General features: G+C 62.1%; 17 protein-coding genes and 1 pseudogene. 5 read left to right on the top strand and 13 right to left on the bottom strand.

Annotation, left to right across the window (positions count from 1 at the left end; translation table 11 throughout):
* Positions 1-506 precede the first annotated feature (506 nt).
* On the bottom strand, positions 507-1,181 hold the full coding sequence (locus ACIU1A_RS19595) for a hypothetical protein (RefSeq protein WP_140498426.1): 675 nt from the start codon (positions 1,179-1,181) through the stop codon (positions 507-509).
* A 606-nt stretch (positions 1,182-1,787) separates the two neighbouring features.
* Between ACIU1A_RS19595 and cysT the strand changes: the two genes are divergently transcribed.
* The 3 genes from cysT (at position 1,788) to ACIU1A_RS19580 (ending at position 4,801) form a co-directional block, all read left to right on the top strand.
* Positions 1,788-2,651: a sulfate ABC transporter permease subunit CysT gene (gene cysT, locus ACIU1A_RS19590; RefSeq protein WP_404925047.1), complete on the top strand. Its 864-nt coding sequence runs from the start codon at positions 1,788-1,790 to the stop codon at positions 2,649-2,651.
* Positions 2,644-3,528, top strand: coding sequence for a sulfate ABC transporter permease subunit CysW (cysW, locus tag ACIU1A_RS19585; RefSeq protein WP_140552357.1), 885 nt, complete (start codon positions 2,644-2,646; stop codon positions 3,526-3,528). Before cysT ends, cysW begins: the two co-directional genes overlap by 8 nt.
* 124 nt (positions 3,529-3,652) lie before the next feature.
* On the top strand, positions 3,653-4,801 hold the full coding sequence (locus tag ACIU1A_RS19580) for a sulfate/molybdate ABC transporter ATP-binding protein (RefSeq protein ID WP_140514972.1): 1,149 nt from the start codon (positions 3,653-3,655) through the stop codon (positions 4,799-4,801).
* A 268-nt stretch (positions 4,802-5,069) separates the two neighbouring features.
* Here ACIU1A_RS19580 and ACIU1A_RS19575 read toward each other — a convergent pair whose 3' ends face one another.
* The 10 genes and pseudogenes from ACIU1A_RS19575 to ACIU1A_RS19530 all read right to left on the bottom strand — a co-directional run bounded on the left by ACIU1A_RS19575 (position 5,070) and on the right by ACIU1A_RS19530 (position 13,139).
* The gene (locus tag ACIU1A_RS19575; protein WP_404925046.1) at positions 5,070-6,305 is read right to left on the bottom strand and encodes a UxaA family hydrolase; all 1,236 of its coding nucleotides are present in this window, start codon (positions 6,303-6,305) and stop codon (positions 5,070-5,072) included.
* A complete protein-coding gene (locus tag ACIU1A_RS19570) occupies positions 6,302-6,598 on the bottom strand; it encodes a UxaA family hydrolase (RefSeq protein WP_404925045.1) in 297 nt (98 codons plus the stop codon). The genes ACIU1A_RS19575 and ACIU1A_RS19570 overlap by 4 nt, the downstream gene beginning before the upstream one ends.
* A gap of 7 nt (positions 6,599-6,605) precedes the next feature.
* Positions 6,606-7,295 (bottom strand): RraA family protein, encoded by a 690-nt coding sequence (locus tag ACIU1A_RS19565; RefSeq protein WP_140566383.1) that lies wholly within the window; start codon positions 7,293-7,295, stop codon positions 6,606-6,608.
* A 30-nt stretch (positions 7,296-7,325) separates the two neighbouring features.
* Positions 7,326-8,086: pseudogene (locus ACIU1A_RS19560) on the bottom strand (SDR family NAD(P)-dependent oxidoreductase).
* Positions 8,083-9,117, bottom strand: coding sequence for a zinc-binding alcohol dehydrogenase family protein (locus ACIU1A_RS19555; protein ID WP_404925044.1), 1,035 nt, complete (start codon positions 9,115-9,117; stop codon positions 8,083-8,085). The pseudogene ACIU1A_RS19560 and the gene ACIU1A_RS19555 overlap by 4 nt, the downstream one beginning before the upstream one ends.
* A gap of 5 nt (positions 9,118-9,122) precedes the next feature.
* Positions 9,123-10,232 (bottom strand): enolase C-terminal domain-like protein, encoded by a 1,110-nt coding sequence (locus tag ACIU1A_RS19550; RefSeq protein ID WP_404925043.1) that lies wholly within the window; start codon positions 10,230-10,232, stop codon positions 9,123-9,125.
* Between the two features lie 69 nt (positions 10,233-10,301).
* A complete protein-coding gene (locus tag ACIU1A_RS19545) occupies positions 10,302-11,078 on the bottom strand; it encodes a transporter substrate-binding domain-containing protein (RefSeq protein ID WP_181165309.1) in 777 nt (258 codons plus the stop codon).
* 34 nt (positions 11,079-11,112) lie between these two features.
* A complete protein-coding gene (locus tag ACIU1A_RS19540; protein ID WP_140763391.1) occupies positions 11,113-11,766 on the bottom strand; it encodes an amino acid ABC transporter permease in 654 nt (217 codons plus the stop codon).
* Positions 11,767-11,768: 2 nt separating this feature from the next.
* A complete protein-coding gene (locus ACIU1A_RS19535; RefSeq protein ID WP_140632383.1) occupies positions 11,769-12,440 on the bottom strand; it encodes an amino acid ABC transporter permease in 672 nt (223 codons plus the stop codon).
* Positions 12,441-12,455: 15 nt separating this feature from the next.
* Entirely contained in the window at positions 12,456-13,139 is a 684-nt protein-coding gene (locus ACIU1A_RS19530) for a GntR family transcriptional regulator (RefSeq protein WP_140581261.1), read from the bottom strand.
* A 119-nt stretch (positions 13,140-13,258) separates the two neighbouring features.
* Between ACIU1A_RS19530 and ACIU1A_RS19525 the strand changes: the two genes are divergently transcribed.
* Together ACIU1A_RS19525 and ACIU1A_RS19520 are read left to right on the top strand one after the other, a co-directional pair.
* Positions 13,259-14,005 carry an amino acid ABC transporter ATP-binding protein gene (locus ACIU1A_RS19525; RefSeq protein WP_140632381.1) on the top strand — a complete coding sequence of 249 codons (747 nt, stop codon included), beginning with the start codon at positions 13,259-13,261 and terminating at the stop codon, positions 14,003-14,005.
* 27 nt (positions 14,006-14,032) lie between these two features.
* A complete protein-coding gene (locus ACIU1A_RS19520) occupies positions 14,033-15,151 on the top strand; it encodes a mandelate racemase/muconate lactonizing enzyme family protein (RefSeq protein ID WP_404925042.1) in 1,119 nt (372 codons plus the stop codon).
* Between the two features lie 39 nt (positions 15,152-15,190).
* Here the strand turns inward: ACIU1A_RS19520 and ACIU1A_RS19515 are convergent, their stop codons facing one another.
* Both ACIU1A_RS19515 and ACIU1A_RS19510 read right to left on the bottom strand, forming a co-directional pair.
* The gene (locus ACIU1A_RS19515) at positions 15,191-16,084 is read right to left on the bottom strand and encodes a carbohydrate ABC transporter permease (protein ID WP_140498410.1); all 894 of its coding nucleotides are present in this window, start codon (positions 16,082-16,084) and stop codon (positions 15,191-15,193) included.
* Between the two features lies 1 nt (position 16,085).
* Positions 16,086-16,985, bottom strand: a complete 900-nt coding sequence (locus ACIU1A_RS19510; protein WP_404927971.1) for a carbohydrate ABC transporter permease — start codon at positions 16,983-16,985, stop codon at positions 16,086-16,088.
* Positions 16,986-17,074: the final 89 nt, after the last annotated feature.

The raw sequence follows: 17,074 nt of genomic DNA, 5'->3' as shown, positions 1-17,074 counted from the left end.
ATTAAGCCAGCAGCGGCCAAGAAAATGGAGTGCGCAATCGGATAAGACATTACCACTTCCGAGACCTGGTATGGGCCCGGACGGTCGTCTGGCGCGGTTTGACAACGCTAAGTGCTGATGGCCATTGCAAATGGACGAGACGAGATGATCTGGCGCGCAGCCACGCTCGGCTGCAAGCCGGCTGACGGCGCTTCATTGGCGCGTCGATTGCTTGAGTTCATTTTCCGTCAAAATTCCGGTCGGCGGCCGTTTGGTCTTTTTGCCATGCTCTTAGAGGGTAGTTCGGTTCTCGCTTCAACTTGCCGTCCGGGAGCCGAGTCAGGAAATTGCCCTCGAACAGCCTCGCCTGAGCATGATAGATCTTCGTCCGGGTGAGACTGCGCGCTGGAGTGTTCTGCCGTGACGAACAACGCTAGGCAGAGCACGCCGAGGCCGGCAGGGCGTTTTTCCGGTCCATGCAATGGAATTGTTGCGGGTTGCGCGCGGTCGCATTTGCCGGCGAACATTCAAAGAATGTAGCTGTGCGCCTCGCTTTCCGTCGCACTGTCAGCCGCGGAGACAGGCTTGGCGAAGAGGAAGGCACCATCTCGCGAGAACAGATCCGCCGGCATCATCTGGAACTCGCGCTGCGAATGCGGGACATCCAATTCACGATCGACAATATGCCAGAGGCTGTTGAAGAACGATCCGTCGGCTTGCCTCATGCTTTCCCCCCGAAGCGGCTTTCTCGATGAGAAAACCGTTGCTGGATTGGCCCACATGTCGGCAATGGCGATATCGTAATAGCCGGGATGCGCGGCATTGGGTTTGATAATCGCGAAGGGCGTGTTCTTTTCCGGCCAGCCTACGCGGCCCACGGTCAGGCACTCTTCCGGCTCGGGCAATCTTGCCTCCACAAGATAGGCCAGTGCCGCATCGATGCCGCCGATTTCCGAAACGACGCACGATGTCAGTCCCGCGCGGGCAAGCTGCATCAGCTTTCGAGCCTCTTGTTCATCCATATCGGCCCATCTCAGGAAAGCCATCCATTGCTGGTGCAGGCAGTCGTCCTTGGCCTGGCAAAGAAGTCGTCCTGCCTCCAAAGCGGATTCGACCCTCCTCCTGTCCGCCTCCGCGAAGGCTTCCCGCGCAGGGCGAATTCGGCCGGCAATTTCCATCAGGTCATTTGAGATGTTTTTCATATCCTCCTCCCCAGGCGGATTTCTAATCTGATTTATGCGCTCCATGATGCGTTGGTTTTGTATTGCGTAGAAGGCCATCACGGGAACGCGTGAGATATCTTAGTGGCGTGGCCAACCTATTCTTTTGAGCAAGGGTCCCACTTCCGACTGTCGGCTGATCCGCGCGCGATTGTGTTCGCTACTACTTGCTGCCATAGCTTCGCTTTCGTCATTGTCGGCGTCGCCTGGTCCACACGACGACGTCTGCAAATTCTGCCGTCCGATCCGCCGAACGCCGTCTGCCGGGCGGTATGCGCGCGGTGGATGCTCGGGACCCAACGCTGGTCGCGACATGCAAACTTCTGGCTTAATTTTTCGACGATTGAAGAATGCGCGTACCCTATCATTTCGGTGATGGTGCTCATCCAACCAGACCTGGAGACCTGCGCAGTAAGGAGTAGTCAGAAGAGCTGGAGAAAGCCCGAATGACGGCGAAGGAAGAAAATCCACACGCCTTTGGGCGAATGGAAGTAGGCGCCGTATCTTTCAACGAACTTGCACGCCCAAGGCTCTTGAAGTCATAGCGAAGGGCAATCTGGCTTGAAGAGTGGGGCGATCCAGAACTCCATGACAGCAGTGGCCATCACAGCACCCGCTCGGGCGGGTTGGCGGTTTCGACAGCCGAGCGTCATTCCGGGTTTCGGATTGACGCTCGGCTTCTCGCTTGCCTACCTTACCCTCATCATCCTCATTCCGCTGTCGGGGCTGGTCTGGCGCTCCGCGGCGCTCGGCTGGACCGATTTCTGGGCGATCGCCACCGACCGGCGCACCATCAACGCGCTGGAGATCAGCTTCGGCACCGCCTTTGTCGCGGCCGCCGTCAATGTCGTGTTCGGCACGCTGGTCGCCTGGGTGCTGGTGCGCTACCGTTTTCCCGGCCGCCGCATCGTCGATGCCATGGTCGACCTGCCCTTCGCGCTGCCGACGGCGGTGGCCGGCATCGCGCTGACCACGCTCTACGCGCCCAATGGCTGGATCGGCAAGCTGTTGCTGCCGCTTGGGCTCAAGGTCGCCTACACCCCGCTCGGCATCGTCATCGCGCTGGTCTTCATCGGCCTGCCCTTCGTCGTGCGCACCGTGCAGCCGATCATGGAGGAGATCGACAAGGAGGTGGAGGAGGCCGCCGCCACGCTCGGCGCCAGCCGCTTCCAGATCGTCACCCGGGTGCTGTTCCCGGGCCTGGCGCCGGCCATCGTCACCGGCTTCGCGCTGGCTTTCGCGCGCGGCGTCGGCGAATACGGCTCGGTCATCTTCATCGCCGGCAACCTGCCCTACAAGTCCGAGATCGCGCCGCTTTTGATCGTCATCCGGCTGGAGGAGTACAATTACCCGGCGGCGACCGCCATCGCCGCGATCATGCTGGCGCTGTCGTTCCTGATGCTGCTCATCGTCAACCTGGCGCAGACATGGAGCCGCAAGCGCTATGGCTGATCCGGAGATCAAATCCTACGAGCCGCATCACGACAGCCGCTCGGCGGCGGTGACCGAAAGCCGCCCGGCGCAGGCCGTGCTGATGGCGATCGCCTTCGCCTTCCTCGGCATCTTCCTGCTGTTGCCGCTGATCATCGTCTTCAACGAAGCCTTCGCCAAGGGCGTCGGCGCCTACACCGAAGCGCTCGCCCATCCCGATACGCGCTCGGCGATCCGGCTGACGCTGCTGGTGGCGGCGATCTCGGTGCCGCTCAATGTCGTCTTCGGCATCTCGGCCGCCTGGGCGATCGCCAAGTTCGAGTTCAAGGGCAAGGCCTTCCTGACCACGCTGATCGACCTGCCGTTCTCGGTCTCGCCGGTCATCTCGGGCCTGGTCTATGTGCTTCTGTTCGGCGCCCAGGGGCTGCTCGGCGCCTGGCTGAAGGCGCACGGCATCGTCATCCTGTTCGCCGTGCCCGGCATTGTGCTGGCCACCATCTTCGTCACCTTCCCCTTCGTGGCCCGCGAGCTGATCCCGCTGATGCAGGAGCAGGGCAATGGCGACGAGGAGGCCGCGCTGTCGCTCGGCGCCAATGGCTGGCAGGCCTTCTGGTATGTGACGCTGCCCAACGTCAAATGGGGGCTGCTTTACGGCGTGCTCTTGTGCAATGCGCGCGCCATGGGCGAGTTCGGCGCGGTCTCGGTGGTGTCGGGCCATATACGCGGCCTGACCAACACCATGCCGCTGCATGTCGAAATCCTCTACAATGAATACAACGCCGTCGGCGCCTTTGCCGTCGCCTCGCTGCTGGCCGGACTGGCGCTGGTGACGCTGGTCCTGAAGACACTGCTCGAGATGCGTTACGGCGCCGAGATCGCCGCCGCGCGTGGACATTGATGCATGTCGCCCAAACGTGGAAACCGGTTTTGGGATAACGGCATGCATGAAACAAAAGACATGTCGCCCAAAAGCGGGAACCGGTTTGGGATAACGGCATGCAGCCACTACAAAGGGACTGTTGATGGAAGTTCGCGTTGCCAATGTGCGCAAGGAGTTCGAGCGGTTTCCCGCGCTCCATGACGTGTCGCTCGACATCAAGTCGGGCGAGCTGATCGCGTTGCTGGGGCCGTCGGGCTCGGGCAAGACGACGCTGCTGCGGCTGATTGCCGGGCTGGAGCGGCCGACGCGCGGCAAGATCTTCTTCGGCGACGAGGACGCCTCGCACAAATCGATCCAGGAGCGCAATGTCGGCTTCGTCTTCCAGCACTACGCGCTGTTCCGGCACATGACGGTCTCGGACAATATCGGCTTCGGCCTCAAGGTCCGGCAGGGCTCGACGCGGCCGCCGGCGCAGGAGATCCGCCGCCGCGCCTCCGAGCTGCTCGACTTGGTCCAGCTCTCGGGCCTGGAGAAGCGCTATCCGGCGCAGCTATCCGGTGGCCAGCGCCAGCGCGTCGCGCTGGCCCGCGCCATGGCGATCGAACCCAAAGTGCTTCTGCTCGACGAGCCGTTCGGCGCGCTCGACGCGCAGGTGCGCCGGGAACTGCGCCGCTGGCTGCGCGACATCCATGACGCCACCGGCCACACCACCGTCTTCGTCACCCACGACCAGGAAGAGGCGCTGGAGCTTGCCGACCGCGTCGTGGTGATGAGCCAGGGCCGCATCGAGCAGGTCGGCACAGCCGACGACATCTATGACAGGCCGAACTCGCCTTTCGTCTATGGCTTCATCGGCGAATCGAGCTCGCTTCCCGTCAAGGTTGAGAATGGCGAGGTCTGGCTCGCCGATCGCCCGATCGGGCTGTCGGCGCCGGAGGCCGCCAGCGGCAATGCCAGGCTGTACTTCCGCCCGCACGACGTCGAATTGCTGAGCGGCTGCTCTGGCTGCATCGCCGGCACGGTGGTCGCCAGCCGCCGCGTCGCCGGTACCCGCCGGGTGGAACTCGAGATCGGCGGCGAACGCCAGCGCGTCGAGATCGAGCTGCCCGTCGACCATCCCGCGGCGCAGAAGAGCCGGGTAGCGTTCCGCCCGGGCCGCTGGAAGCTGTTTTTTTCCGACCAGGCAGGCAGCTCATTCGCGCCGGCGGAACAGAACCCTCGCCAAAACGAGAAGACGCTTCCCCCAGATATCAGGAAGCGGCGTATGGCTGACGCAGGCCCGCTGATTTGAATTGTCCGTATGGAGGTGAGGCGGTTGCGAGCCGCCAGCCCAATGCTGGTTTGCCCAAGCAACCTCGGTTCGATCTAGCGACATGCAAAACAAGACCTAAGCGGCTCGCATGAATCCGTTTCGGCGTGCCGCGCTTCAAACAAAACGAGTGAGCTTGTCGCCAGATTGTTCGGCCCGCCATGCATTTGCTCCTGCGCTGGTCAAGGATCGCGCCGCTTCAGCACAGACGCAAACAGCGCTCGCAGGCACACGGCAAACGTCGGCGGCTTCAGCTTCGGTGACCAGCCTTTGGCTGTGCGCCCGGCAGACATGCGGGACCGATCGGTTCGAAAGTCTTGTAGGTCAGGATGAATTCGCGGTGCCCGAGTTGTTCGGATTTCGTCGCATGGCCATTGCCGACAGCAAGAACCAGATTGAAGATTTCGTCGCCGACATCCGACAAGGTGGCGGCCCCTTCGAGGATACGTCCGGCATCGACGTCCATGTCGCCCGACAGGCGACGGTATGTTTCGGGATTGGCGCAAATCTTTATGACCGGCGCGACCGCCGACCCCGAGACCGAACCGCGGCCGGTGACGAACAGCGTGAGGTGACAACCGGAAGCGATGAGCTCCACGATCTCGGCATTGTCCGAGATGTTGGGGAAGCCAAAACGCACGTCCCCATCCGGCACGACATCCATCAGGTAGAGTCCGCCGCCAGGGGGAATGTCACCCGGCTTGATGAGGCCCGAAATCGGCGACGAGCCCGATTTGGCATAAGCACCCATCGATTTCTCCTCGATGGTGGATAGGCCGCCATCGGCATTGCCCGGAGCGAAACTGCCATAGCCTAGCGTCGCGTAGTATTGCGCTGCCTTTGCCACGGAGGCGCGTAGCTCGACGCCGAGTTCAGGCGTCACGGCACGGCTCGCCATGATCTCTTCGCAGCCGATCAGCTCGCCGGTTTCCTCGAAAATACAGGCCGCTCCTGCCCGGACCAGCCGATCGAAGGCAAGGCCGGCGGCGGGGTTGCCGGTCATGCCGCTGGTGCCGTCCGATCCACCGCAGATCGTGCCGACGATGAGTTCACTCGCATCCATTGGCACTCTCGCGACCGCGCCCAGCTCTTGCAGGCGTTGCCCGACCCATTCGATGCCGTCGGAAATCGTCGACAACGTGCCGCCGTTTTCCTGGATGGTCAGCGTTGCCACGGGCCGCCCGCTTGCCTCGACGGTGCGGGCGAGCGAGAATTTGTTGAAGCTTTCGCATCCCAGTGACAGCAGCAGTACCGCGGCGACATTGGGATGCGTACACAGACGCTCCATCATCCGCTGCGCATAGGGATTGGGAAAGCAGCCTGGAAAGCCGATCAGATGCACGTCCCTGCCGCGGAAATGGGAGACAATTTCGCGACCGACATGATGCGCGCACTCTACCAGATAGGCCACGATCACAATGTTGCGGATGCCCTTGCGACCGTCCGGCCTGAGATAGCCGAGGATGGTGGACTGTTCGCCGTTCATGATCCGGTCTTCGCTATTACGTGCGTTTTGGTGTAGTCGCTCTTCAGATTGTGAATATGGACGTGCTCGCCGGGTCCGATCGACCGCGTCGCCGAGCCGATCGGGACGCCGTATTTGATGACCTTCATCCCCGGGGCGATCGGCAGCCGCGCCAGCTTGTGGCCGAGCTCCACGGCCTTGACCAGAATGCGCGGCTCGCCGCCGACGATGATGGTCTCACCGGCTTCGATGCGCCGGCAGGCGACCAGCACATTGTCGTGATCGCAGAGCAGGAGCAGACGAGGATCGTCCATCGTCGGCTCACATGACGCCGAAGGTACGGAAGGCTTCGCAGGCGCTCATGCCGTCGCGGATCGCGGTTGCGACCTTGTTCTCTGTGCTGACCTTCTCGATCGCGCGCTCGATCGCTTCCTTTTCCGCCTCGCGCGGGATCACAAGCACGCCCTCGCGGTCGCCGAAGATCAGGTCGCCGGGCGTTACCAGGATGCCTTCGATCTCGATTGGGCAGCCATAGTCGATCACCTTGCCTCGCGGGCCCTGGTCCTGGGCATAGATGCCGCGCGAGAAGACCGAAAAGCCGAGCTTTTCGATTTCCCAGGAGTCGCGGATATAGCCGTTGAGGACGGCGCCGGCAGCCTTCAGCTTCTGGGCCCTGGTGGACATCAGCCCGCCCCACAGCGCGTAGCGGAAGGAGGAGCCGCTGGCGATATAGACATCGTTCTCCGTCAGGCTGTCCAGCGCTTCCATCATGAGGCCGAACGGTTTGTTCGCGAGCGGACCGTGCGCATCCGGCGAACCGCCGGAAAACACGTCCGCCTCCAGCACCGGCATCGCGCGGCCGATGACTTTCATCTCCGGCTGCAACGGCGCGATCCCGGCCGGCAGGAACTGCCGGCGGTGACCCATTACATCAAGCACGTCGCCGACGACGGCCGTGAAGAGTTCCTTGCGGATGACTTCGAAGATCGCCTTGTCAGTATCGGTCGTCATCTGTTTTCTCCCTCGAAAAAACTATAGTGGTCAGAAGCCGTGCAGCGCGCCGCCGTCGACCACCAGTATATGGCCGGTCACATAGGCTGAGGCGCGTGAGGCGAGGTAGGTCATGGCCCAGCCGATATCGGCGCCCTCGCCGAAACGACCCATGGGAATGCGGCTGTTGATCTTGCGCGCCCTTTCCGGATCGGCTGCGGTGGCCTGGCGTAGAAGCGCGGTGTCGATCCAGCCTGGTGCCACACCGTTGACGCGTACCCCGCTAGGCGCAAGTTCGGTCGCCAGCGCCCTCACCATACCGACATAGGCGGATTTCGCCGCCGAATAGCCGATCACGTTGGGAATGCCGAGGAAGGAGCTCATCGAGGCGGTGAAAAGGATGCTGCCCTTTGCGTCCGTCACCTGCGGCAGGAAGGCGCGCGAGAGGGCGAAGGCGCCGCCGACATGGACGTTCAGCACCGAATTGAAGGCCTCTACGCTCATCTCGCCCAGCGGCTTCTTGACCGTGTTGCCGGCATTGTTGACGAGGATCGAGACGCGTCCGGATTTTTTGCCACGTCGCTGGCGAAACCCGTGGCACCGGCAGTGTCGGTCACGTCGAAGACATGGCTCGTGGCGGAAGGCCCCAGCGTCTCGCAGGCGGAAGCGAGCTTCGCGGCGTTGGTGCCGACGATCGTCACCTTGGCGCCGGCTTCGACGAAACAGGTGGCGATCGCAAGGCCGAGGCCGCTTCCGCCGCCGGTCACCACCGCATGCTGCCCCTCCAGCCCGAAGATATCGTTGATGCTCATGCGTCTTCCTTCGCTTCGATCCGGACGACGATCTTGGTGAAGCCTCCGGGGTTCTTATCCCAGGCTTGCATGGCCGCACCTGCTTCCTCGATTGGCACGACGCGTGAGACGATGCGGTCGCCGGCGTCCCGATGTTGCTTCAGATAGCCGATAACATCGTGGAAATCGGCGATCTCGGAGCCGCGCGACCCGCGGATATCCATCTCCTTGAGCAGGAAGAACTTGGTGTCGTAGGCGATCTTGTTCTTGGCGTAGCCGACATAGACGACCCGGCCGCAGGACGCCACGAGGTCGATCGCCTGCCGGAAGGTCGCATCCGCGCCGACGGCCTCGATGACGACCTGCGGACCGTCCCCACTGGTCAGTTCCAGGACATGCGCCAGGATATCTTCGCGCGAGACATCGATGATGTCAGTGGCGCCGAGCGCCTTGGCAATGGCAAGTTTGTCGGCGCTAAGGTCCACTGCGATCACGCGTGAGCCCCGCCTCACAGCGGCGAGCAAGGCGCCGAGCCCAATAACGCCGCAGCCAAGGATGACGACGGTTTCTCCAGCCGAAAGCTCGGAGCGGCGGACGGCATGGAAACCGACGGCAAGCGGCTCGATCAGCGCGAGGTCCCGCTGGCGCATGCCCTCGACCGGAATGACCTTGCCCGCGGGAACGACGACGATCGAGGCCATCGCGCCCTCGCGCTGGACGCCCATCGTCCGGTTGTCCTTGCAGGCGTTCGGCCTGCCAAGGCGGCAGGCATGGCACTTGCCGCAATTGAAATAGGGAAGAATAGTCACGGACTGGCCGACCGCAAGCGCGCTGACGCCGTCGCCGAGCGCCGAGATGGTGCCGGAGATTTCATGGCCCAGAACGCGTGGGTAGGAGATCAGCGGATTGAGGCCGCGAAACGACGTCAGGTCGGAACCGCAATACCCCACATACTCCATCCGCACCGCGACTTCGCCCGGGCCCGGTTTTGGTTCGGGCAATTCGACCAGGGAGATCTTGCCGGGTTCCTCGAGGCAGACAGCTTTCATCATGGCGCTCAGGCCTCACAGATCGTGCTGTTGTCGATGGCATCCCAGTCGATCTCGACCCCGAGGCCGGGGGCTGACGGCGGGATTGCGTAGCCGTCCTTGATTGGCAGCGGCTGTTTGAGGCCGAAGGCGAAGTTCTCCATCGGATAGAGCACTTCGAAGAAGTCGCAGTTCTTGATCGCCGCGGCGCAATGCAGGTTGACGATCTCCATCGGGTGGAAGATGGCGGTATGGATCTCGCAATTGACGCCGAAGGCTTCGGCGAGGCGGGCCGTCTTCATGACGCCCGTGACGCCGCCCGTCCAGGAAACGTCTGCCCGAACGCGATCGACGACATGCGTCGAGATGCATTCGGCGATGCTGTAAGGGTGCTTCGCAAGGACTTCCGTCCCGACGAGCGGGATTTCGAGGGTGCGGGCGAGCTCCCGCAGCGAATGAACGTCCTCGTCGTATAAAGGCTCTTCCAGCCAGTAGAAGTCGAGCCTTTCCAACTCGCGACCGAAGCGGATCGACTGCTCGAGATTGAACATCGAGACCGGATCCGACATCAGCGTGAAATCCGGCCCGACGGCGGCGCGGACCTGGCGATGGACGTCGATATCGTAGTCGAGATCGAGACCGGGTGTATGGAGCTTGTAGGCCCGCAACCCTTCGGCCATGGCGCGCAGCGCCTCTTTCACATAGTCCTGCGGCCCCGACAGGATCATCGAGCTGCCATAGACCGGCACGCGTTCGCGGAAGGCGCCGAGATATTTGTAGAGAGGCTGCCCGGCGGCGGTGGCCGACAGCAGCCAGAGGCAGGTGTCGAATGGTCCGTAGGCATAGATCGGCAAGTGGCCCCACCAGCGGTCGGCCACCCGGAAATCGTGCCATGCCTTTTCCCGGTCGAGCGGGTCACGGCCGATGAAGAACGGACGCAGCGTGTCGGCAATCAGCCTGCCGGCGCCCGCCGCCGAACGACCGGCGAACCCGAAGGCGGTTGCCTCGAGCCCGGTATCCGTCGCCATGGTGACGGTGAGAAATTCGAACTTCGCGAAATCCCCGGTTCGAAACGCGCTGGCGGCAAAATCGCCTGGTTTGCGCTGGCAGCAGCGCACCTTCACATCCGTGATTTTCATGGAAAAACCTTCGATAAACCGATCGCAGCGGCATGTGTGGATCCGGGGGAGTCCCGGATCCAGTCATTCTCAGAAGCGGGGCAGGTCGACTTCGACACCCATCCATTTTTTCTGCAGGGCCTGCAGCTCACCTGTAGACTGGAGCATGAAGAGCTCCGTGTTCAGCCAGTGCAGGAAGTCCGGGTCGTTGCGGCGCAGGCCTATGCCCATCGGCGCCTGCGCCACGACGAACTGCTTCTTGAGGTTGGGATCGTGCTCCTCGACGGCGCGGGCAAGCGCTCCGCTGGTCACGATGCCTTCGACCTGACCTGCGAACAGCGCCTGGGACGTCGACGCGTCATCGTCATAGCGCTGGATCTGTGCGCCTTCGACGGCCTTTTTGGTCATGACGATGTCGTTCGTGCTGGCCCGCGTCACGCCGATCTTCCTGCCGGCCAGATCCTCGATCTTGGTGATCGGCTGGTCGGCGGGACCGACATAGACCTGCTGGTCGACATAGTAGGTGTTGGTGAACGCGATGGCCTTGGCGCGCTCGGCGGTGATCGAGAACGAATAGATCACGATGTCGAGCTTGCCCGAAGTCAGGTTCGGGATGCGGTTGGCTGCCGTCGTGTCGACGATGTTGACCTTGACGCCGAGATCGCGGGCGATTGCCTTTGCTACGGACACGTCATAGCCGTCGGGCTGCATGCTGCTGTCCATCAGGCCATAAGGCGGCGTTCCAAGGCCGACGCCGACATTGATGGTGCCGCGCTGCACGATGGCGTCCAGAGTGCTCTCGGCCTTCGCGGGCAATATCATCGCCAGCATCGCGGCGACCCCGACAGCAAGTCTCTTCAATAGCATGATACTTTCCTCCCTGGTGTGATGAACCGGATCTTCAGTTGGCTGCCTGCTGCAGGCGGCGCTCCAGGCGGCGGCTGGCATGGGACAGTATGGAGCAGATGCCGAAGTAGATGGCCGCGACCGTCAGATAGACGGGCAGCGGCTGGAACGTGGCGCTGGAGACGATCTGTCCTGCTCTCGTCAGTTCGATAAAGCCGACGACCGAAGCAAGCGCGGTGTTCTTGACGACCTGAACGGAGAAGCCGACCGTCGGAGGAATGGCGACGCGAAGCGCCTGCGGGATGATGACGTCGGTCATCGTGTGCCGCCAGCCAAGCGCCAGCACGAACGACGCTTCCCATTGCCCCTTGTTGATCGACTGGATCGACCCGCGCCAGATCTCGCCGAGGAACGCGCTGCTGTAGAGCGTAAATCCAAGGCCGGCCGCGTAGATCGCCGGAAGGTCATAGCCGAGATTGGCGACGCCGAAATAGGCGATGAAGAGAATGACGAGCAGGGGCGTTCCCTGGATGACATAGATATAGGCCTGTGCGATCCAGCGCAGCCAGGCGAAGCGGGAGAGGCGCATGAGGGCGATAATCGATCCGCCGATGGCGCCGCCTGCAAGCGCAATTCCCGAGAGGACGACCGTCCACGTCGCACATTGCAGCAGAAACCCGACATGATGGAGGTTGAATGTCTGGAACATCGTCATCGCCCTGCAAAGCGGAAGGAGAAGAGGGCACGGTCAATCAGTGCGAAGACGCCTTTGAATGCAGCCGTCAGGACAAGGTAGATGGCCGCGACCACGAGATAGGCTTCCAGGCTTCGGAAGGTCAGGCCCTGCACATCATTGGCGACGCCGGTCAGTTCCGGGACGGAGATGACCGAAACGACGCTGGAGGCCAGCATGATCAGGATGAACTGGCTGGTCAGTGCCGGAAAGATCGCTGAAATCGCCGGCAGCAGAACGACATAGCGGAAGGTGAGATACGGTGACATGCCAAGCGTGTGCGCCGCCTCCCGCTGTCCCTTGCCGATCGTCTGGATGCCGGCACGGACGATCTCGGTGATATAGGCGCCCGCGTAGAGCGTCAGGGAGAGGATGGCCGCCGTCACTTCGGAAATGCGAATGCCGACCGAGGGCAGGCCGAAATAGACGATGTAGATCTGCACCAGAAACGGCGTGTTTCGGATGATTTCCACATAGGCGGCCGCGATTGAGGAGAGGACTTTCGAGCTCGAAAGTCTCATCAGGGCGCCGACGATGCCGACGCACATGCCCAGAACCAGCGCGGCGGCCGACAGGCCGACAGTCAGCATGGCGGCGTGCACGAACAGGTCGCCGCGCGCGAATGTCCCGGAAAAATCTAGGTACCCCACACTCGTCCCCGGTCTTCAAACAAGGTTCGGTTCGATCGCTCGCGCAAGGACTTTTACCTGGCGCAAGGTGTTCTGCCGGCTTCTCTCGAGATGTCGCTGAAGCGCCGCGAGGATCTGGCTCTTCTTGCCGGCGACGATGGCATCGAGAATATCCTGGTGCTCCTCGACCGAGCGGCTGTAATCGCCTGGAATCGAGACGAAGACCGTATGCGTCTGGCCGACAATGCGGGAGTGGACCTCGGAGATCATCGGTATCCCCGCGGCGCCGACGAGCGAACTGTGGAAGGCCCGGTCATGGGAGAGCGCCTTCGCCAGATCGTCGAGCGACGACCCTTTGGCGAAGCGCCTGTGGTTTTCGAGGCTGTCCTGGAGCTTCGCCCGCAGCGCCTCATCGAGCCGTCCTGCGTCGAAGGCTGCTTCCACGGCCCCTTTCTCGAGCAGTGTCCTGGCCGCGTATAATTCCTCGACGGCTTCCTCGTTGAAGCTGCGGACCACCATGCCGCGCCGCGAGGAATTGACGAGAAGCCCGTCCGCCTCCAGCCGCAGGCAGGCTTCCTTGACAGGCGTGGGACTGATGCCCAGTTCCGCCGCCAATTCGTTTGGCAACAGGCGCTGCCCGCCTGCCAGCCTGCCGCCGACGATCCGGGACCGCAGCTCCTGGTAGGCCTGCTCGGCCAATGTTGTCTTGATCATGCTCATGGCCCAAGCATCGGTCAGGTTCCGGTTCGGCGCAACAGAAAAATTAAAAATAGAAAATTTTTTATTTTCCGATTTCGATCTTTCGGGTTACAAGCCAACTTCGCAACAAGGAGGAGTTCATGGACGCCAACGGCAGCGCCTTTGTGAAACTGCGCGATGCGGTGAAGATGTTCGGCGGGTTTCAGGCGCTCGATCACGTCAGCCTTGAGGTGGCGAAGGGCGAAAAGATTGTCGTCTGCGGGCCGTCGGGCTCAGGCAAGTCGACCTTGATCCGCTGCATCAACGGCTTGGAAGACCTGCAGCAAGGCTCGGTGGAAATCGACGGCAAACCGCTGGTCGAGAAGTCCCACGGACGTATGGTTCCGCGCCGGGACATCGGCATGGTGTTCCAGCAGTTCAACCTCTTCCCGCATCTCAAGGTGATCGAGAACTGTACGCTGGCGCCGATCCGCGTGCTCGGAAAATCGCGCAGGGACGCTTCGGAGAGAGCGCTGGAGATGTTGCACAAGGTTCGGATCGCCGATCAGGCGGACAAGTATCCGTCCCAGCTTTCCGGCGGCCAGCAGCAGCGCGTCGCGATCGCCCGCGCGCTCTGCATGCAGCCCAAGATCATGCTCTTCGATGAACCGACCTCGGCTCTCGATCCGGAAATGGTCAAGGAAGTGCTCGACACCATGGTCTCGCTGGCCTCCGAAGGCATGACGATGATCTGCGTGACGCACGAAATGGGCTTCGCCAGCCAGGTGGCCGACCGGGTCGTCTTCATGGACAAGGGCCGGATACTCGAGGAGGCCACGCCGAAGGAGTTCTTCGCAGCCCCGAAGCATCAGCGGGCACGCGAATTCCTCTCGCAGCTCCTTCATTGACAAATTCATATCCGCCAAGGGTCATAGATGAAAATCGCCTCCGTCCGCCCGTTCATTCTCCATCTTCCACTCACCTCGGACTCCATTTCGGACTCGACCCACAGCATCACCCATTGGGGTGTCGTGGGTACGAAGATCGTGACCACGGATGGGCTGGAAGGTTATGGCTTCACCGGCACGCATGCCCATCTGGCCGCCGACCGGCTGATAACGTCCTGCATCGGCGAGTGTTACGCGCCGCTTCTGGTAGGCGAAGACGCCTCGGATCATCAGCGTCTATGGACCAGGCTTGCGCGCCATCCTTCGCTTCAATGGGTCGGTCGGGCCGGCATCACGCATCTGGCGCTGGCCGCAATCGATATCGCGTTGTGGGATCTGAAGGCGAAACGGGCGGGCCTGCCGCTGTGGAGTTATCTCGGCGGCGCGCGCACCGATGCCCTGGAGGCCTACAATACCGATATCGGCTGGATTTCGTTCGATCTGGACACGTTGCTGCGCGGCTCCGCGAAAGCCGTCGAGGAGGATGGATTCACACGCATCAAGATCAAGGTCGGCCATGACGACCCAAATGTCGACGTCGAGCGCCTGGCGGCTGTGCGCAAACGTGTCGGACCAAGGATCCGGATCGCAATCGACGGCAACGGCAAGTGGGATCTTCCGACCTGCCAGCGGTTCTGCGCGCTGGCGCGCGACCTCGATATCTACTGGTTCGAGGAGCCGCTCTGGTATGACGATGTCGCCAGCCACGCCACGCTCGCGCGCAATACATCGATCCCGATCGCGCTCGGCGAGCAGCTCTACACCATCGACGCGTTCCGCTCCTTTGTCGATACAGGAGCCGTCGCCTACGTCCAGCCGGACGTCACGCGGCTCGGAGGAATAACGGAATACGTCCAGGTCGCGGACCTGGCACTGGCGCATCGGCTTCCCGTCGTTCCGCATGCCGGCGAGATGAGCCAGGTGCATGTGCATCTGAGCTACTGGCATCCTGCATCGACGATCCTCGAATACATCCCCTGGATCAAGGATCACTTCGAGGAACCGATCCGCGTCGAGGGCGGCATCTACAAACGGCCCGAACGGGCCGGCGCGAGCACGACTGTCCTGGCCGAAAGCTTTGCCCGCTACGGCAAAAGCCTGGGCTAGGGCAATTCCAGGAAAAGCGCCCGCGGCATCGGGGCGGCGCTATTCCTTCACCGCGCCGGTCATCGAGGAGACGTAGTGCTCGACGAAGAACGAATAGAGCACGACGACCGGCAGGGATCCGATCAGCGCGCCCGCCATCAGGGCACCCCATTCATAGACGTCGGAGCGTACGAGTTCGGTGAGCACCCCGACCGGCACGGTCTTGTTTTCGGACGACTGAATGAACGTCAAGGCATAGATGAATTCGTTCCATGACAGGGTGAATGCGAATATGCCCGCCGAGATCAGGCCAGGCACCGACAGGGGCAGCACGATCTTGCTCAGGATCTGCCAGCGGCTTGCCCCGTCTATGAGCGCACATTCTTCCAGTTCGAACGGGATGGAGCGGAAGTAACCCATCAGCAGCCAGGTGCAGAAGGGGATCAGGAAGGTCGGGTAGGTGAGGATGAGCGCGAAGGGCGTGTCGTAAAGCCCGAGGTTGAACACCATCACCGACAAGGGGATGAACAGTATGGAGGGCGGCACGAGATAGGCGAGGAACACCGCGAGGCCGACCTGCCGTGCCCCGGAGAACCGCAGCCGCTCGATCGCATAGGCCGCGAAAACCGACGCCACCAGCGACAGGAAAGTGGCGGCGGTCGAAATGATGATTGTGTTGAGCAGCCAGCCCGGATAGGACGTCTCGAAGAGAAGATAGCGGATGTGCTCCAATGTCGGATGCACGACCCAGAGCGGGTTGAAATTGGCATAGTCTGTCATTTCGACATTGGGCTTAACCGCTGTGATCGTCATCCAGTAGAACGGGAACAAGAGCACGATGACGAACACGAGCAGGGGGAGATAGACCGTCACCACACGGCGCGGCACGCTCTGCAAATAGCCCATGCCGCCTTCATCGAGCTGCGGCTGTTTTGTCTTCCTGGTGGCAGCCATGTCAGTCTCCGCCCCCCTGCTGCCATTTGCGGCGCTGCAAGCCGAAATAACTGAACAGGATCGCGGCAAGGAGGAATGGGATCATGGCGACCGCGATCGCGGCGCCCTCGCCGAGCTGGCCGCCCGAAATGCCGCGCTGGAACGACAGCGTCGCCATCAGATGGGTGGCATTTACCGGTCCGCCGCGGGTCAGCACATAGATCAGCTGGAAATCCGTGAAGGTGAACAGCACCGAGAACGTCATGGTGATGGCGATGATGGGGGTGAGCAGCGGCAGCGTCACATGGCGAAACAATTGCCAGCGGTTGGCGCCGTCGAGCGTGGCGGCCTCGTAAAGCGATTGGGGGATTGTCTGCAAGCCGGCAAGCAGCGTGATGGCTACGAAAGGGATGCCGCGCCAGACATTGGCCGCGATCACCGAAGCACGCGCGTTCTCCGGATCGCCGAGGAAATTGATGCGATGGTCGATCAGGCCCATCTGCTGGAGTGCCCAGGACAGGATCGAGAACTGCGAATCGTAAATCCACCAGAAGGCGATGGCCGACAGCACCGTCGGCACCACCCACGGCAACAGGACAATCGCGCGGAAGAACGATTTGAAGGGAAGGTTCTGGTTGAGGATGAGCGCCAGCCAGAGGCCGAGCGCGAATTTCAGGATCGAGGCGCTGACGGTGTAGAGCAGGGTGTTGAAGACGGAGAGCCAGAAGACGGCGTCGCTCCACAGATATTCATAGTTCTCGATGCCGATGAAGATGCCGGGACGGCCGATGCGGGCATCGGTGAAGCCGAGCCAGACGCCGAGCCCAAGCGGATAGGTCAGGAAGACAAGCAGCAATGCCGCCGCCGGCAGCATGAAGCCGAAGCCAAGCGCATTCCTGCTCTCGGCCAGGCGCGACAGCATCGAGGAACGCGGCTGAGCGGCGACGGACGGCACGGCCATGGGGCGGGCTCCCTGCAAGGGTCTCGTTGAACGGCCTGGCGACCGCCCTG

Source organism: Mesorhizobium maamorense (assembly GCF_044998965.1).
Classification (GTDB): Bacteria; Pseudomonadota; Alphaproteobacteria; order Rhizobiales; family Rhizobiaceae; genus Mesorhizobium.
This window is presented reverse-complemented; position numbering and strand designations above follow the sequence as displayed.

What these genes read in the sequence shown, in the direction of transcription:
- ACIU1A_RS19595 (WP_140498426.1), bottom strand. Translation starts at nt 1,181, where the DNA reads ATGAAAAACATCTCAAATGACCTGATGGAAATTGCCGGCCGAATTCGC.
- cysT (WP_404925047.1), top strand. Translation starts at nt 1,788, where the DNA reads ATGACAGCAGTGGCCATCACAGCACCCGCTCGGGCGGGTTGGCGGTTT.
- cysW (WP_140552357.1), top strand. Translation starts at nt 2,644, where the DNA reads ATGGCTGATCCGGAGATCAAATCCTACGAGCCGCATCACGACAGCCGC.
- ACIU1A_RS19580 (WP_140514972.1), top strand. Translation starts at nt 3,653, where the DNA reads ATGGAAGTTCGCGTTGCCAATGTGCGCAAGGAGTTCGAGCGGTTTCCC.
- ACIU1A_RS19575 (WP_404925046.1), bottom strand. Translation starts at nt 6,305, where the DNA reads ATGAACGGCGAACAGTCCACCATCCTCGGCTATCTCAGGCCGGACGGT.
- ACIU1A_RS19570 (WP_404925045.1), bottom strand. Translation starts at nt 6,598, where the DNA reads ATGGACGATCCTCGTCTGCTCCTGCTCTGCGATCACGACAATGTGCTG.
- ACIU1A_RS19565 (WP_140566383.1), bottom strand. Translation starts at nt 7,295, where the DNA reads ATGACGACCGATACTGACAAGGCGATCTTCGAAGTCATCCGCAAGGAA.
- ACIU1A_RS19555 (WP_404925044.1), bottom strand. Translation starts at nt 9,117, where the DNA reads ATGATGAAAGCTGTCTGCCTCGAGGAACCCGGCAAGATCTCCCTGGTC.
- ACIU1A_RS19550 (WP_404925043.1), bottom strand. Translation starts at nt 10,232, where the DNA reads ATGAAAATCACGGATGTGAAGGTGCGCTGCTGCCAGCGCAAACCAGGC.
- ACIU1A_RS19545 (WP_181165309.1), bottom strand. Translation starts at nt 11,078, where the DNA reads ATGCTATTGAAGAGACTTGCTGTCGGGGTCGCCGCGATGCTGGCGATG.
- ACIU1A_RS19540 (WP_140763391.1), bottom strand. Translation starts at nt 11,766, where the DNA reads ATGTTCCAGACATTCAACCTCCATCATGTCGGGTTTCTGCTGCAATGT.
- ACIU1A_RS19530 (WP_140581261.1), bottom strand. Translation starts at nt 13,139, where the DNA reads ATGAGCATGATCAAGACAACATTGGCCGAGCAGGCCTACCAGGAGCTG.
- ACIU1A_RS19525 (WP_140632381.1), top strand. Translation starts at nt 13,259, where the DNA reads ATGGACGCCAACGGCAGCGCCTTTGTGAAACTGCGCGATGCGGTGAAG.
- ACIU1A_RS19520 (WP_404925042.1), top strand. Translation starts at nt 14,033, where the DNA reads ATGAAAATCGCCTCCGTCCGCCCGTTCATTCTCCATCTTCCACTCACC.
- ACIU1A_RS19515 (WP_140498410.1), bottom strand. Translation starts at nt 16,084, where the DNA reads ATGGCTGCCACCAGGAAGACAAAACAGCCGCAGCTCGATGAAGGCGGC.
- ACIU1A_RS19510 (WP_404927971.1), bottom strand. Translation starts at nt 16,985, where the DNA reads ATGCTGTCGCGCCTGGCCGAGAGCAGGAATGCGCTTGGCTTCGGCTTC.